The sequence below is a fragment of the Flavobacterium sp. CF136 genome, from assembly GCF_000282055.1.
Classification (GTDB): domain Bacteria; phylum Bacteroidota; class Bacteroidia; order Flavobacteriales; family Flavobacteriaceae; genus Flavobacterium.
In genome coordinates this window covers 1-15,035 of sequence record NZ_AKJZ01000087.1, presented here as the reverse complement: position 1 = coordinate 15,035, position 15,035 = coordinate 1, and the positions used below count along the sequence as shown (strand labels likewise).

Annotated in this window: 9 protein-coding genes; 1 reads left to right on the top strand and 8 read right to left on the bottom strand. The window is 36.2% G+C overall.

From position 1 onward, the window contains the following. Positions 1 to 165: 165 nt before the first annotated feature. The 7 genes from PMI10_RS19490 to PMI10_RS19460 all read right to left on the bottom strand — a co-directional run bounded on the left by PMI10_RS19490 (position 166) and on the right by PMI10_RS19460 (position 12,403). Positions 166 to 3,225: a beta-L-arabinofuranosidase domain-containing protein gene (locus PMI10_RS19490; RefSeq protein WP_007810969.1), complete on the bottom strand. Its 3,060-nt coding sequence runs from the start codon at positions 3,223 to 3,225 to the stop codon at positions 166 to 168. A gap of 23 nt (positions 3,226 to 3,248) precedes the next feature. Further along, positions 3,249 to 5,501 carry a S9 family peptidase gene (locus PMI10_RS19485; protein WP_007810966.1) on the bottom strand — a complete coding sequence of 751 codons (2,253 nt, stop codon included), beginning with the start codon at positions 5,499 to 5,501 and terminating at the stop codon, positions 3,249 to 3,251. Positions 5,502 to 5,781: 280 nt separating this feature from the next. After that, positions 5,782 to 7,197: an APC family permease gene (locus PMI10_RS19480; protein WP_007810965.1), complete on the bottom strand. Its 1,416-nt coding sequence runs from the start codon at positions 7,195 to 7,197 to the stop codon at positions 5,782 to 5,784. Positions 7,198 to 7,358: 161 nt separating this feature from the next. Continuing rightward, positions 7,359 to 8,594, bottom strand: coding sequence for an NAD(P)/FAD-dependent oxidoreductase (locus PMI10_RS19475; RefSeq protein ID WP_007810964.1), 1,236 nt, complete (start codon positions 8,592 to 8,594; stop codon positions 7,359 to 7,361). 291 nt (positions 8,595 to 8,885) lie between these two features. After that, positions 8,886 to 9,896 (bottom strand): 4-hydroxyproline epimerase, encoded by a 1,011-nt coding sequence (locus PMI10_RS19470; RefSeq protein WP_007810963.1) that lies wholly within the window; start codon positions 9,894 to 9,896, stop codon positions 8,886 to 8,888. Positions 9,897 to 9,899: 3 nt separating this feature from the next. After that, positions 9,900 to 11,468 carry an aldehyde dehydrogenase (NADP(+)) gene (locus PMI10_RS19465; RefSeq protein WP_007810962.1) on the bottom strand — a complete coding sequence of 523 codons (1,569 nt, stop codon included), beginning with the start codon at positions 11,466 to 11,468 and terminating at the stop codon, positions 9,900 to 9,902. A gap of 20 nt (positions 11,469 to 11,488) precedes the next feature. Continuing rightward, positions 11,489 to 12,403 carry a dihydrodipicolinate synthase family protein gene (locus tag PMI10_RS19460; RefSeq protein WP_007810961.1) on the bottom strand — a complete coding sequence of 305 codons (915 nt, stop codon included), beginning with the start codon at positions 12,401 to 12,403 and terminating at the stop codon, positions 11,489 to 11,491. 137 nt (positions 12,404 to 12,540) lie between these two features. Here PMI10_RS19460 and PMI10_RS19455 point away from each other — a divergent pair, with 137 nt between their 5' ends. Next, the gene (locus tag PMI10_RS19455; RefSeq protein WP_007810960.1) at positions 12,541 to 13,383 is read left to right on the top strand and encodes an AraC family transcriptional regulator; all 843 of its coding nucleotides are present in this window, start codon (positions 12,541 to 12,543) and stop codon (positions 13,381 to 13,383) included. A 151-nt stretch (positions 13,384 to 13,534) separates the two neighbouring features. Here PMI10_RS19455 and PMI10_RS19450 read toward each other — a convergent pair whose 3' ends face one another. Continuing rightward, on the bottom strand, positions 13,535 to 14,914 hold the full coding sequence (locus tag PMI10_RS19450) for a DUF6055 domain-containing protein (protein ID WP_007810959.1): 1,380 nt from the start codon (positions 14,912 to 14,914) through the stop codon (positions 13,535 to 13,537). Positions 14,915 to 15,035 lie beyond the last annotated feature (121 nt).

Here is a 15,035-nt window from a genome sequence, read left to right as displayed (position 1 = left end):
AAAATCTGCGTGACACAAAAAAAATAATATTTAAATCTGTCGTAAAACATTCTGTTAAACTCTTTTAAGTTAGTAATTCTTTGTCAAAGCCAAAAAACACTTTCTTTAATTGCTTCACTTGATCGCTATCGTTCGAGTCGTGGCAACTTCTTTTAATTCTGAAAACTATTTCAGTGTAACATCCAGATAAACAGAATGACGTCCATAGGTTTCATAAAATGGTTTGAAAACAACTCCGTCGATACTAAACTGCAATTTCTTAGGGTCTCCGGCTATCGATTTGCTTATATCTTTAACGTCTAAAGTTACTTTGCGCCAGTCTTTTCCCGGTTCAGATTCCTGAGCTGCCAACAAAATGGGTCCGTAAAATAAACTGGCTATATTTTGCTGATCCATCACGGGCTCTAAGTGAAATTGAAATGGCATACGCAACTCAATTACATCACCATCTTTCCATTTTTTGTTTAAAGTAAGATAGCTTCCCGGCTGTGCTTTTACTTTTTCGGACTTCCCATTTATTTTCACAAAAAATCCTTTGGTTGCCCAATGCGGTACACGTACTTTAAGATCAAATTTGCCATTGCCTTTAATCGTCAATTTGGTAAAATCTTCATTTGGAAAATCAGTCGTTTGTTTTACCGTTATATTTTTTTCTGTCCATTTTAATGTTGAAGGCACATAAAGATTTACATACAACGAATTATTATCAGCACTTTTAAAATAAATTGAATTCTGAAATTTCGTATTGCTCTCAATAGCCGTTCCGTTACAACAAGTGAAACCTGTCATGTGTGGATTGCCAAACTGTTTTACGGAACCCGGTCTCAATGGCACATGGTATGTATTTGCAGGACTATTTTCAGCTACGGAAGAAAGAATGTGATTGTAAAGACCACGTTCATAATAATCCATTAACTCTCCGCGCTGCTCATAAAGAAACAGATCTCCGGTTAATTTAAGCATGTTATAAGTAGCACAGGTTTCATTTTGTCCGCCAGATGAAAAACCGTTTTCATAAATTGTTGCCGGCTGGCTGATAAAACATTCCGCATTAGCAGGATTACGCGCTCCTGCAACTCCACCGATACTGTACATATAGTCATTTACGGTTTTGTACCAAAAATTATCGGCAACACGATAATAATCCGGAGTGTTAGAATCGCGGTACATTTCGAGCGCTCCCATAATTTGTGGAATATGCTGATTGGCATGCAATCCCCGGAATGTATCTACATTTTTAGCCAGTCCGTGCGAGTGGTTTGCATCGCCATAAAACACTTTAATATTGTCGAATAATTGTGCTACTTCTAAATAATGAGGATCTTTTGTGATTCTGTAAAGTCTCGCCATAGCTTCATTCATTCCGCCAAATTCTCCGGCGATATAGCGGTTCCACATACTAATAAGCGTCTCTGTTGGCAGCTTTTTCATGCGAGCGTAAACCCAATCACCCATACCTTTAGCAGTTTCAAGCGCTTTTTCGTTGCCGCTGACTTCGTAAACATCCATCAAACCGGCAAGAATTTTATGCAAAGTATAATAAGGTGCCCAAATTTGAGTCTTTTGTCCTCCATAGGTTGCACCATTTTCCAGCATAATAAATTGATCCGGTGGATAGGCACTTATAAATCCTTTTCCCCAATTCCAGTAATCCGTGCGAATACCTTCCGCACTCAAATCTGAATCATAATTTGTTTTTCCAGGACCAAAAGGAATTGCCGTCGGATCTGACACAAATTTACCTCCGGCTTCCTTTGGTTTTCCTGAAAGCTGTTCCAAATCGTACAATGTATTAACCATGTACTCCATTTTATCCTTAAAATTTGCCTGAAGCGTTTTATCATAACCCGTACTCGCATATGCCTGAGCAATTGCTGTCAGGTAATGACCTGTAGCATGTCCGCGTAATTTGGTTTCCTGAGTATCCCATACACCAAGCGGTTCAGCTTCTTTTGGCTGCTCTTGTCCAAAGGCATTACGAAACATATAAAGGAAAGAGTCCGGGTCTGTCGTGGCAAGGGTTGTCAGGAACTTATCGCGATTCTCCATAAATTTGGTGTGGTGTCCGTCAAGATTGTCATTTAATACAACTTGGTCTAATTTGAAAACTTCCAGTTTACGTTCCGGTGTAGCAGTTTCTTTAGCTTCTTTTACAATTATAATCGCTTTTGGTTTTAAATCTGTGCCCGAAACACTTCCGGTTACGGTGTATTGACCACTTTTAAGCACTTCACTATTATCTTTCGGCGAAGGCCAAATTACGCGAACCTCAGGTCCTTCAATTCCATCACGGTAAACACCTCTTACATAACTCGGTAATCGTGGAAGCGTTCCAACAACTGTTTCTACTTTAACATCCGATACACTGGTCAGAAACTGATTATAAAGCTGAGGAGTCGTTTTAGAAAACTTTGGTAAATCTGCTGCCTGCTCTTCTCCTGATTCCTCTTCTTCCTGACCTTCTTTCAAAGCATTGTTATAAATTCTGGTAACTTGTTTGTCGGTTAAAGGAACTCTGTAAATTCTGAAATCATGCAATTTGGCATTTAAATAGGTATTTTCATCTGTCAGCGATTTTCCTATGTAAAGCCTGTTTTTTTCACCTGAATTATAATCGAATAATTTTGCTAAGTCCAAGTCTACGTTCTTAGTCTCACCCACCAGTATACCATTCACATAAGTGCTGATCGATTTCGAGGGAATATTTATAATCATTGCTACATGATTCCATTTACCTGTTTCTAAAGCTGCTGATTTTGTTTTGTATTTTCCTCCTGTTTCTGTAATAACTTCCGTCTGAATTCCATCTTCTTTTTCTGTTCCAACTGGCGCAAAAAACAAATGCGATTTCGTGTTTTTTCCAAAATCAAAAAATCGCTGCCCTTTTTGTGCAGATCGCAAATAAATCCAACCTGTAATACTCAGTGATTCTTCTCCTGTCAAAGCATCGCCCGGAATTGCAACAAAAGCTTTACTGTCTGCTGGTAAAGAAAGTACGGTGCCAAATTGCTCGTCATTTACAAACTTGGCTTTGACATCCTGAATTTTACCGTGCAGATTATTTCGCGACCAGTCTTTTGCATCACCATCAAAAACATAACGCGCAATTAATCCTGTTTCGCCAATTCCGTCTAAAATCTGATCGCCGCTTTGTGCAAATATTGTCGTTGTGCTTAATCCCCAAAAACTTAATAGGACACAAATAAATAGCTTATATCTTTTCATAATTAAATTCTTTTTAAGAGTTTTCAATTGTAAACTTCCTCCCAAGATGGCGGTGTAACTCCTAATAAATGCTGTACAAAATAATCTTTTCGTTTGCGTTCTCCAAAATCACCTCCGGCAGAATGACCCAGTCCCGGAACGGTAACTAATTCGAAATTTTTATTGGCTTTAATCAATGCGTTTGCAAATTGCATAGTTGAGGCCGGATCAACATTATCATCTAATTCTCCCAAAATCAGCATCAAATCCCCTTTCAATTGGGCTGCATTGGCGGTATTCGAGCACGCTTCATATTCAGGTCCAATCGGGTATCCCATCCATTGTTCGTTCCACCACATTTTATCCATCCGGTTATCGTGACAACCGCAAGATGACACTGCAACATCATAAAAATCTGAATTAAAAACCAAAGCGGCAGCTGCATTCTGACCTCCCGCGGATACACCATGAATCCCAACTTTATCAATATTCATGTATGGATATTTGGCTGCAGCGGCTTTCATCCAAAGTTTTCTATCGGGGAAACCTCCGTCTTTTAAATTTTTCCAGCAGACATCATGAAAGGCTTTTGAACGATTTGAAGTACCCATTCCGTCAATCTGAACCACAATAAATCCTAATTCTGCCAAAGACGACATTGCCCAGTAATAAGGCTGGAAGTTTTTTGGAACAAATGAATCCTGCGGACCGGCATAAATATATTCAATAATTGGATATTTACGATTCGGATCAAAAGTAGTCGGACGCACAATAACTCCCCAGATATCTGTTTTGCCATCTCTGCCTTTCGCCGTAAAAACTTCCGGAGCCGTCCAGCCTGTTTTCTGTAATGCCGAAATATCAGCTTTTTGCATTTCTACAATTGTTTTTTGAGAATCAATACTTTTCAGAACTGTAATTGGCGCAGCATCTACCCGCGAATATTGGTCTACATAATAGTTGTAATCCGGCGAAAAAGTCACTTTATGATTTCCGTTTTCTGTCGTTAATCTTTTAAAGTTTTTTCCGTTAAAATCAATTCGGCAAAAATGCAGCAAATAAGGATCCTGATCATTGTCTAATCCGCTTGCCGTAAAATAGATTTGTTTTTTTTCTTCATCAACTTTAATTACTTCCCGAACTGGCCAGTTTCCTTTTGTAATCTGATTTTTTACTTTTCCTGTAATGGCATCATACAAATACAAATGATTCCATCCGTCACGTTCCGAAGCCCAAATTATTTCGTTGCTTTTTTTGAGATCGTATCGGTATCTTTTTCCGCTATATTCTACAAAAGTCGGACTGGTTTCTTCTATAATAACTTTTACTTTTCCGGTTGCTGCATTTACTTCTAAAACACGATAAACCTGATGTCCTCTTTGATTGTATTCAAAAGTAAAACTGCTGCTGTCGTCTTTCCATTCTATACCTGAAAGATCATATTGTTCCTGAAATAAATCTGTAGCAACAGGGATTTGTTTTTTGGAAGCCACAACAAACAACTGCGGACTTTTAAAAGGTAATTGATCACCGGGTTTCAAATAATCCCTGGTTTGCAATTTTGGCTGAAACTGATCTGACGGACTTGATTCTACAAAATAAATTTTATGCTCTTCGCCCGGTCTTACTTTATAGGCCATTATCTCACGGCTGTCCGGAGACCATTGCATATAGGATGAATAATAAAATCCTTTGGATCCGTCATAACTTAATTGTGTTTCTGCTTTTGTTTTTTTGTCTTTTATATACAGATTATAATTCTTTATAAAAGCCGTATGCAAAGAATCCGGAGAACCTACAGGTTTATTGCCGAGTTCATCAAAATTTCCTCCCCAATAATCCTCTTTTTTCAATGTTTTTTTATAACCTCCTTTGATTTTAGTTAATTCATATGTATTTAAATTACAGGATATTTTGAGTGTATCTGTGGTAAAAACTAATGTTGACAGCGTTTTATCAAATTCTAAATTATCAATCGGCAGCTCTTTAGAACTAACTTCTTTTCCTAAAATTTTTGACAGCGATTGTCCTAATTTATTATGGTCAAAAGCCTGCGATTGTTTTTGCTGTTTAGTGTCGACCAAAAGAAATTCTTTTCCTTTTGGAATGTTGTTACTATACCAAACATAATCATTCCCAATCCAATGAAATTCTTTAGGAGTATTCATTACCTTGTTCTTAAATAAAGAATCTACGGCATTTGCCTTCTTGTACTCTTTCAAAGTACCCTGGGCATAACCTGCTAAACACCACGAAAGTGTTAAAAATACACTTATTTTTATTACAGTTGTTTTCATAATTAAATATCAATAAAAATATATATAATTTTCTGATGTCTATGGGCAAATATTAACTCATACTAAGATTATATTACCCAACAGGAATAAAATGCAGGAAAAAATAGGTTATTAAATACTAATAAGCTGTCCCTATACAGATTTGCAAAAACACAGTTTTACATTCGCATATTTCGTAGAGGCGCACAGCAGTGCGTCTACGCAATGTTTATCGATATGCTGGGTGTAGACGCACTGCTGTGCGCCTCTACATTAACCACCAGATCAAATTGAATAGCAATTAATTGGTACTCTTTTCTTTTATCAAATAGTAAATCGGAATTCCCATTAACATTATCAAAACTCCCCATCCGCAGGTTGAAAATTTTGTAAATAATAAAGAAATACAAACAGCCGAAGCAATTATAATATACAGCAATGGTAAAAAAGGATATCCAAAAGCTTTGTAAGGACGTATTGCATCCGGCATTTTTTTACGAAGAATAATAATTCCGCAAATGGTCAGGATATAAAAGATAAGGACTATGATAATTACGAAGTCTAATAAATCTCCGTATTTGCCTGTAAGACATAATACAGAAGCCCAGATACATTGTGCCCAAAGTGCCCAGGCAGGAACACTTGCAGTATTAAGTCTGGCTGCTTTTTTAAAAAATAAACCATCATTTGCCATTGTATAATAAACTCTGGCTCCGGCCATAATCAATCCGTTATTGCAGGCAAAGGTCGAAATCATAATCATGAGCGCAATAATAAGTGTTCCGATATCTCCAAAAATATATTGGGAAGCCACTACCGCTACTCTATCTGATTTAGCTGTTGCGATTTCGTTTAACGGAATAACAGCTACATACATTAAGTTAGTCAGAACATAAATTATAGTAACGATAACTGTTCCTAAGAGCATACTTAAGCCAACATTGCGTTTAGGATTTTTAATTTCGCCTGCGATAAAAGTAACTCCTGTCCACGAATCACTGGAAAATAAGGCTCCAACCATAGCTGCTGAAATTCCGGAAATCAAGGCTGTTCCTCCAATTGGCAGCCAGGAACCTGATTCTGTATTAAAAGAATGAGGTGTCCATGCATCTGTCCAGTTGGCATCCCAGACAGAAGCTTTGGCTGCTAATGTAAACCCGAAAATGATTAACCCTGAAATAGACAATATTTTAATAATAGTCAGGATTGTTTGCAGAATTTTACTGTTTTTTACCCCACAGGTATTCAAATAGGTTAGAAAAATAATAGTCACTATAGAAACAATCTGCGCTACATTCAGTTTGAAGTTCCCTACCTGATAAATTATATTTTCATCGCTGACAGCCGGAACTAAATATGCTGCAAATTTTGAAAACGCCACTCCTACCGCAGCAATTGTTCCGGTCTGGATCACAGCAAAAAAACTCCAGCCGTACAAAAATGCTATTAGCTTATTATACGCTTCTTTTAGATAAACATACTGACCTCCGGCGTTAGGAAACATAGCGCTTAATTCTCCATAACTTACTGCGGCTATCATCGTAATTAATCCCGAAATCAGCCAAATTAAGATCAGCCAGCCTGTAGATCCTACTTGTCTCGCAATATCGGCACTGACAATAAATATTCCTGATCCGATCATCGAACCTACCACAAGCATGGTTCCGTCTAGAAGTCCGAGTTCTTTTTTAAATTCTTCCTGATTATTATCTTTCATTTTTTGGTTGGTTAATTTTGGTTATGATTTCAAAAATGTATTTAAAATTCTAAATATTAGTTTGTATTTAAAATTTCCTTTAAATAAAATAATCTAAAAACAGTAATAGCTTTATTAAAAAAAATCAGCTTCATTTTTTTTAATCAAAATGAAGCTGATTTTTATAGTTGAAACATTTGAGTGTCTACAGAAGTTCGCTTTCCGGAAATAATCTCCGAAACGATTTTACCTGTTGCCGGTGCCAGACTTAATCCCATCATTGCATGTCCTGTGACTAAAGTTAAATTTTTAATCTTTTTATCTCTCGCAATTATTGGCATTCCCGAAGGTGTACAAGGCCTGAATCCAAACCAGGTTTCTTGTTCTTTTGGCATCTCAATTTTTAAATCCGGATAAAAATCATTTATTGAATTCACAATTCCCTGAACTCTGTTCTGATTGATTTTGGTGTCATTGGTATGGGTAATTTCCATCGTCCCACCAAAACGTATATCATTATTCATAGGCGTTACCGCCACTTTTCCTTCACATAAAATAGTTGGAATCGAAGGTTTATGGTTTTGATCTTTTAGGGTGAAACTGTACCCTTTTCCCGGTAAAATTGAAATATTGATATTTAATTTTTCAGCAATTTCAGGACTCCATGAACCTGAAGCCAAAACAACCTCATCAGTTGTAAAACTGCCTTTATCTGTTATGATTTCAGTAATTGTATTGTTCTTCAAAACAAAATCATTTACAGTTGTTTGAGCATGAATTGTCACATTCAATCTGTTTAACCCTTCTTTAATAAATTGCATGAATTTTTGTGGATAAATATGAGCATCACTTTTATAATGAACTCCGCCAATTACATTTGTTGCAGTGCCTTTTTCTAATTTTGAAACTTCTTCTTTGGAAAGGAAATCGACTTCTAAACCTAATTCTTCAGCCAGCTTTCCTTCATGATGTATTTCTTCGGCAGTTTTATCTGTTTTGTAAAGCATCAAAAGTCCTTTTTCTTCATAGAAAAAAGAATTGTTTTCTTTGGCAAAATCCTGATACAGTTCCTTACTCAAAAGCGATAAATCACAAAGTGCCGGCATTGCTTTCTCCACATGTTTTAAATTGGCATGTTTATAAAATTGCAATCCCCATTTCATTAAATCTGTACTTAATCTGGGTTTCACATAAAACGGACTGTGACTGTCAAACATCCATTTTATTCCCTGGGCTATCATTCCCGGCTGTGCAAGCGGAATAATATGCGAAGGAACAATCATTCCTGCGTTTCCGTATGAGCAGCCATCTGTCATATCCGATTTATCAAAAACAACTACTTCATAACCTTCTTTGGCTAAATAATAGGCTGAACACAACCCTATTATTCCTCCGCCAATTATACTTATTTTTTTCATTAGCATTATAAATTTAAAAAATCATTAGCAGGAAGAACATATTCTGTAAACCACTATTTTTTATTATCAAATAGTTGGCATGATTCAAAAAAAAAATATTTTAACACACTTCGACTACGCTCAGTGCAGGCGAGATACATAGGTTTGACTTATAAAAAAGAATGCAAAAAGAAACATGTTTCTATCACATAGCCTATGTGAATTTAAATAAAGTGAAATGTCTATTTCAGCGTCACGAACTATGATTCTATGTGTTGAAAAAATCACACAACGGACTATCATTATTATTTCTTAAATCACCTGAAAACCAAACGCATACGGATCATCATCTTCGTCAATGATGATATTATTATAACCGTACACTTTTGCCCAGCCCTGAATACTGGGTACAATGGCTTTGATATTTCCTATCGAAGTTTCTTCTTCAACCCGTCCGATAAATTTACTTCCGATAAAACTTTCATGAATATAATCTTCTCCTTTTTTTAGTTTTCCCTTAGCATGAAGTTGTGCGATTCTTGCAGAAGTTCCGGTTCCGCATGGAGAGCGATCGATGGCTTTATCTCCATAAAAAACTGCATTTCTACCCGAAGAAGTTGGATCGATTGGATCACCAGTCCATAACATATGACTCACATCCCGAATCGTATCATTTTCCGGATGAATAAATAGATTTGGATATTTTTCGTTAATACGTTTGCGAACTTCCTGACTGTACTGAACAATTTTTCCTGCCGTAAAGTCCTGAATACCTGAAAAATGCTGCTGCGGATCTACAATAGCGTAATAATTTCCTCCGTAAGCCACATCAAAAACAATCTCACCTAACTCGGGACAATCAACAGTCAGACCTTCTGCAGCTAAATACGATTTTACATTTGTCAGACGTACCCAATCTACTTTTTTATCTGTTTGCTGGTATTCAATCTGAACCAGTCCTGCAGGGGCTTCCATTTTTATTTTTCCCGGAATTTTAGGTATAACCAATCCCTCTTCGATGGCAATAGTAATCGTTCCGATAGTTCCGTGACCGCACATTGGAAGGCATCCTGAAGTCTCGATAAATAAGATTCCAAAATCATTTTCCGGATTACTGGGCGGATAAAGAATACTTCCGCTCATCATATCATGTCCACGTGGTTCAAACATTAATCCTTTACGGATCCAATCGTATTCTTTTAAAAAGTGCTGTCGCTTTTCGCTCATGTTGTTTCCAACCAAATTTGGGCCTCCGCCGGCAACTACTCTTACTGGATTTCCGCAAGTATGTGCATCTACACAAAAAAATGTTTTTCTAGGCATAAACTAAATAGAATTCTTTGTTAGTATATCATTTACAGTTCTGGTAATATCTAATGGATTTTTATCCTGTAAAGCAACTGGGAGCAATGCATCCGGCCAATCCTGAAAAGTGACAGGACGAATCCATCTTTTTACGGCTGTTAATCCTACTGAGGTAAATTTACTGTCGGAACTGGCAGGAAAAGGGCCGCCATGTGTCATTCCGGAGCAAACCTCAACTCCTGTTGGAACATTATTATAAACTAATCGTCCCACTTTATTTTTAAGATTTTCGATTACTTCTTTAAATGTTTCCAATTCCTTTAAATCAGAATTCAAAATTGTACCTGTGAGCTGTCCTTCTAAATTATGAATAATTTTATTCAGCTGTTGAATATTATCACATTTAACGACAACCGAAAAAGGACCGAAAACTTCCTTGTGAAATGTTTTATTTTTTAAGAAGGTACTGCCATCAACAGTTATTACATTTTGTAATGCATAATTTGGTTTTACCTCTTTATTCAAACTTGTTTGCTGCGTATATCCTTCTTGTCCAAGAACTTCTGATTTCAGATTTTCATATTGGTTTTTAATATTAGGATGCAGCATACAGGTTGGTTCTAAATTATCTAACTCTAAGACTAAATTAGCAATAAAATCCTCTAATTCTTTGCTGTTTATTCCTAAAATAAGTCCCGGATTCGTACAAAACTGTCCTGTACCCGCAACAATTGATGCTGCATAATTTTTAGCCCAATTTTTATTATTGGTTTTTAAGGCGGATGGTAAAACTATCACCGGATTTATACTTCCCATCTCTGCATAAACAGGAATTGGAACTGGTCTGTTGGCAGCAATTTTACAAAGTGCCGTACCTCCTTTAATACTTCCTGTAAATCCTACTGCTTTGATTAGAGGATGTTCGACCAAAGCTGCTCCAACCGCTATACCGCTGCTGTTAATATTAGAAAAAACGCCATTGGGCATGCCCGTTCTTTTTGCTGCTTTAATTATTGCCGAAGCAACCAGTTCTCCTGTTCCCGCATGAAGCGGATGCGATTTTACAATCACAGGACAACCGGCTGCCAATGCGCTTGCTGTATCACCACCGGCAGTAGAAAAAGCCAGTGGAAAATTACTTGCTCCAAAAACTACTACAGGTCCAATTGGAATCTGTATTCTTCGTATATCCGGTTTTCCTTCTGTTTTATTAATGATGGCTTCTACCCACGAACCTTCTCTTAACATGGTTGCAAATGCTCTTAACTGTCCGGTTGTTCTCGCACGTTCACCATTTGCCCTTCCGGCAGGAAGACCTGATTCCTGAATATAAGTCACTAATAAATTTTCGCCAAGAGCTTCAATTTCTTCAGCAATGGCTTCTAAAAACTCCGCTTTTTTTACGTCTTCAATTGTTCCGTATATTTTAAAAGCTTCATCTGCCAATGCTACGGCCTGAGAAATTTCATCTTCGGCAGCTTCATAAAAAACAGTTTCATTCTCCGAATTTAATTCGGGATTTATTGTTTTATATGTCGTTTTACCTTTTGCGGAAAGCACATCTCCAATATAATTTTTTCCTGTTGTCATAGCTTTCTTTGATTCTTAAATTATATGTTTTTGTAAGCGGGCAAAACCGGTCTGTTCTTCATGGCATGATCAATGATTGACAAAACGCGTTCTCTCTCTGTTCCCTGCAACGGAAGTCTCGGTGCTCTTACGTTTTCTGTTCCGAGTCCGGTGGCAACTTCAGCTAATTTAATATTCTGTACCAATTGCGGTGAAATATCCAATTCTAACAACGGCATAAACCATCTGTAAATTACTAAAGCTTCTTCAATTTTCCCTGCTTTTACCAATTTATAAATTGCAACCGTTTCTTCCGGATATGCCACTACCAAACCTGCAACCCACCCATCGGCTCCGGCCACTAAACTTTCCAGGGCCAAAGTATCAACTCCGCAAAGCACTTTTAAACGATCTCCAAAACGGTTTCTGATTCTCGTTACATTACTAATATCCCTGGTTGATTCTTTTACTGCCTGAATGTTTTCTAATTTTAAAAGTTCTTCAAACATGTCAAGTGTTACCTCAATTTTATAATCAACAGGATTATTGTAAATCATAATTGGTAACGAAGTGCTTTTTGCTATTTCTTTAAAATAGACAACTGTTTCATGATCTGTGGCTTTATATCGCATTGGCGGCAAAAGCATCAAACCATTTACACCTAATTCTTCAGCACGTTTTGCCAAAGTAATTGCTTCGCTGGTAGTCTGCTCAGCAATATTTACGATAACCGGAATTTTTTCTTCGACTATTTTTAATGTCGTATTTATTAGAACCTCTTTTTCTTCTTTAGTTAATGTACTGGCTTCACCAAGGGTTCCGCCTAGTATAATTCCGGTAACTCCGGCATCAATTTGGGCTTTAATATTTTTTTCGAACATTACGAGGTCTAATTGACCTTCTTCTGTAAACTTTGTTGTTACAGCTGGCATTACGCCTTTCCAGTTTATCTTCATAACTTAATTTTTATCAAAAATAAAACTTATCCAAAGGGGTGTCTTTGTTATTATTAGCCTTTATCAATACTATATTACCCTATCTATTGGATAATCTAATTTTTTTGTTAATATTTACATAACCAAAAAAATTCACTTTGAAAATCTTACCTTTTAAAATACCAAAAACCGAAAGAGAGGCTCTTATTTATCAGGAAGACATTGAACGTGTTTTTTATGATCAATTGCATCAGCATGAAGAAATTCAGATCAGTTATATTGCAAAAGGTTCAGGAACTTTAATAGTTGGAGATTCTATAAACGATTATAAGGAAAATGATATTTTAGTGATTGGTGAAAACCTGCCACACGTTTTTAGAAGCAATGTAGAAGCCTGTTCTGAATCCATAATGCTGACTTTATTTTTTACTAAAACCTCTTTTGGAAAAGATTTTTTCAGTCTTAATGATATGAGCAGTGTTGATGATTTTTTTAAGGAATCAGAGTATGGAATGAAAATCTTATCGAATCAAAAAAAGATCACACACCACTTTAATAAATTAAAAAACCAAAATAAAATACAACGAATTGCCTCTTTCCTAAAAATTATAAACATCATTATATCTTCTGAGAAAACGCCCCTTTCTTCTTTTGTCTACAAAAAGAAATATACTGATGATGAAGGACGACGCATGAGTGCGGTTTTTGAATATGCCATCGAGTTTTACCATCAGAATATTACTTTAGATGAGGTTGCTGAGAAAGCAAATATGAGTAAAAATGCATTTTGCCGATACTTTAAAAAGCGTACCAACAAAACTTTTTTTCAGTTTTTGATTGAAATCCGAATTGAAAATGCGTGCAAGCTTCTCCATAACAAAAAAGACCTTTCAATATCATCTATATCTGAACTTTGCGGGTTTCAGGATATTGCCAACTTCAACAGAAAGTTTAAGGAATTAAAAGGAATTTCGCCTTCGCATTACCGCGCACAATTTTAGTTTTATTACAATTTTAAAATATTTCCTGATTTCTAATTGTAATTCAGAAGCTTTTGATAATTCCGTTTAGTAGTTCCCTATTATATTTTAAAAACCTCTTTCATAAAACAAACTATTGTATGAAAGAGGCATCTTAGAAAAAAATATTTTATTATTTCAAACTCGTGTTTGTTAATTTTATCTTGTACGGAAAGTTCTCGTCGTTATCACTTTTATCATCCCAGACATGATTTGTATGTACTGTTGGAGCACCGCTCACAATCAGCCATAATTCTTTGAAATTTTCCTGTATCACAATAGATGCAGCACCTTTTGAATCACGTTGAATAGTGCCGTAAATTGGTTTGTTTTGGGTATTTACCACAACAAAACCCCAACGCCAGCCTGCTATTGATTTCCAGTTATTATCAAGTCCTTCAAATGATACTGAAACATTTGTACCGGTTGCCGGAACTTCTAATTTTATAGCATTGTAACCATAACTTTGAGGAATTTGATTGGGAGAAATTTGAAAATAACCATCGCCAACTGCTGTCAAACTGGTTTTATGTTTGTATTCGTCCTGTTGTAATTTGGGTAAAGCATTTATATAGGTGTTATTATATTCTCCTAATGGATAATCCCAGGTAATATTTTTACAGGCATATTCAAAAACCTCATCATTAAATTGTTCCTGATTAATTTTTGTAATTCGCTTATAGGCTTCTATAGGATGTTCTGCATCAATTGCCTCGTTCCAGACTCTTCCCAAAAATTCTTTTCCATGTTTTTGTTTCCAATATTCCATAAGATAGATAGACTCATATCTGATGTCTTCATGTGAAAAGTTTTTATGAATATTTTTTAACAAGAAAGGTAAATCTCCGGTAAATTCGGCTGGATACTGCTGCCAGGACATGTATTGTGCACATTGTTCCCAAAAGCTTCCAACGTAATTCTGATCTCTAAAACCATAATGACCATCACATTTTACCTGATATTGAAACGAATGGCCAAATTCATGGGCAATCACATGTCCTACGGGTTTAGTCGTCGCCGGATTTACCCATAAAGCGCCAATAACATCATCATAACCGGATCCTGTTGCGAGCCATTCTTCCTGGTAAACTAACATAACAATCATTCTGTATTTATCAGATTTTGATTTCCCTTTCTCTACAAACTTCATTTCATCACGATAATAGGCATAAAATTTTTCTGCTTTATCCATAAAATCCCTGAGATTCACTTGCATACTTGCTTTTGGAGTAACGGTAGGATCAGCTCCAAAACCGGCTTCCCAAAAAACAATAATATTATCCGAAGAAGCACTTCGCTGATAGCACCATTTACTACTTTTAGCCGTAAAGTCATTTTGCTTCAACTCTATCGGAATGTAAATTTCTTTTCCGTCAACCGGTTTTTTTCCAAAAGTATAAGGAAAATTAACCGGTGGTGTAATAAGCTCTTCATCATTCTTTTCATTTTGAGAAGAACTATCTGAACACGAAATCGAAACAAATGTTATTAAAAGTAGTAAATAGTATTTCATAGTTTTATTTAAAAGTAAATCCGTTGGGCGTAATTATTTTCAACACATAGAAACATAGATTTTGTAAACTCAAAAGTAGGCGTTTCACTTATTTAAATACACATAGCTGCCTATGTGAAAG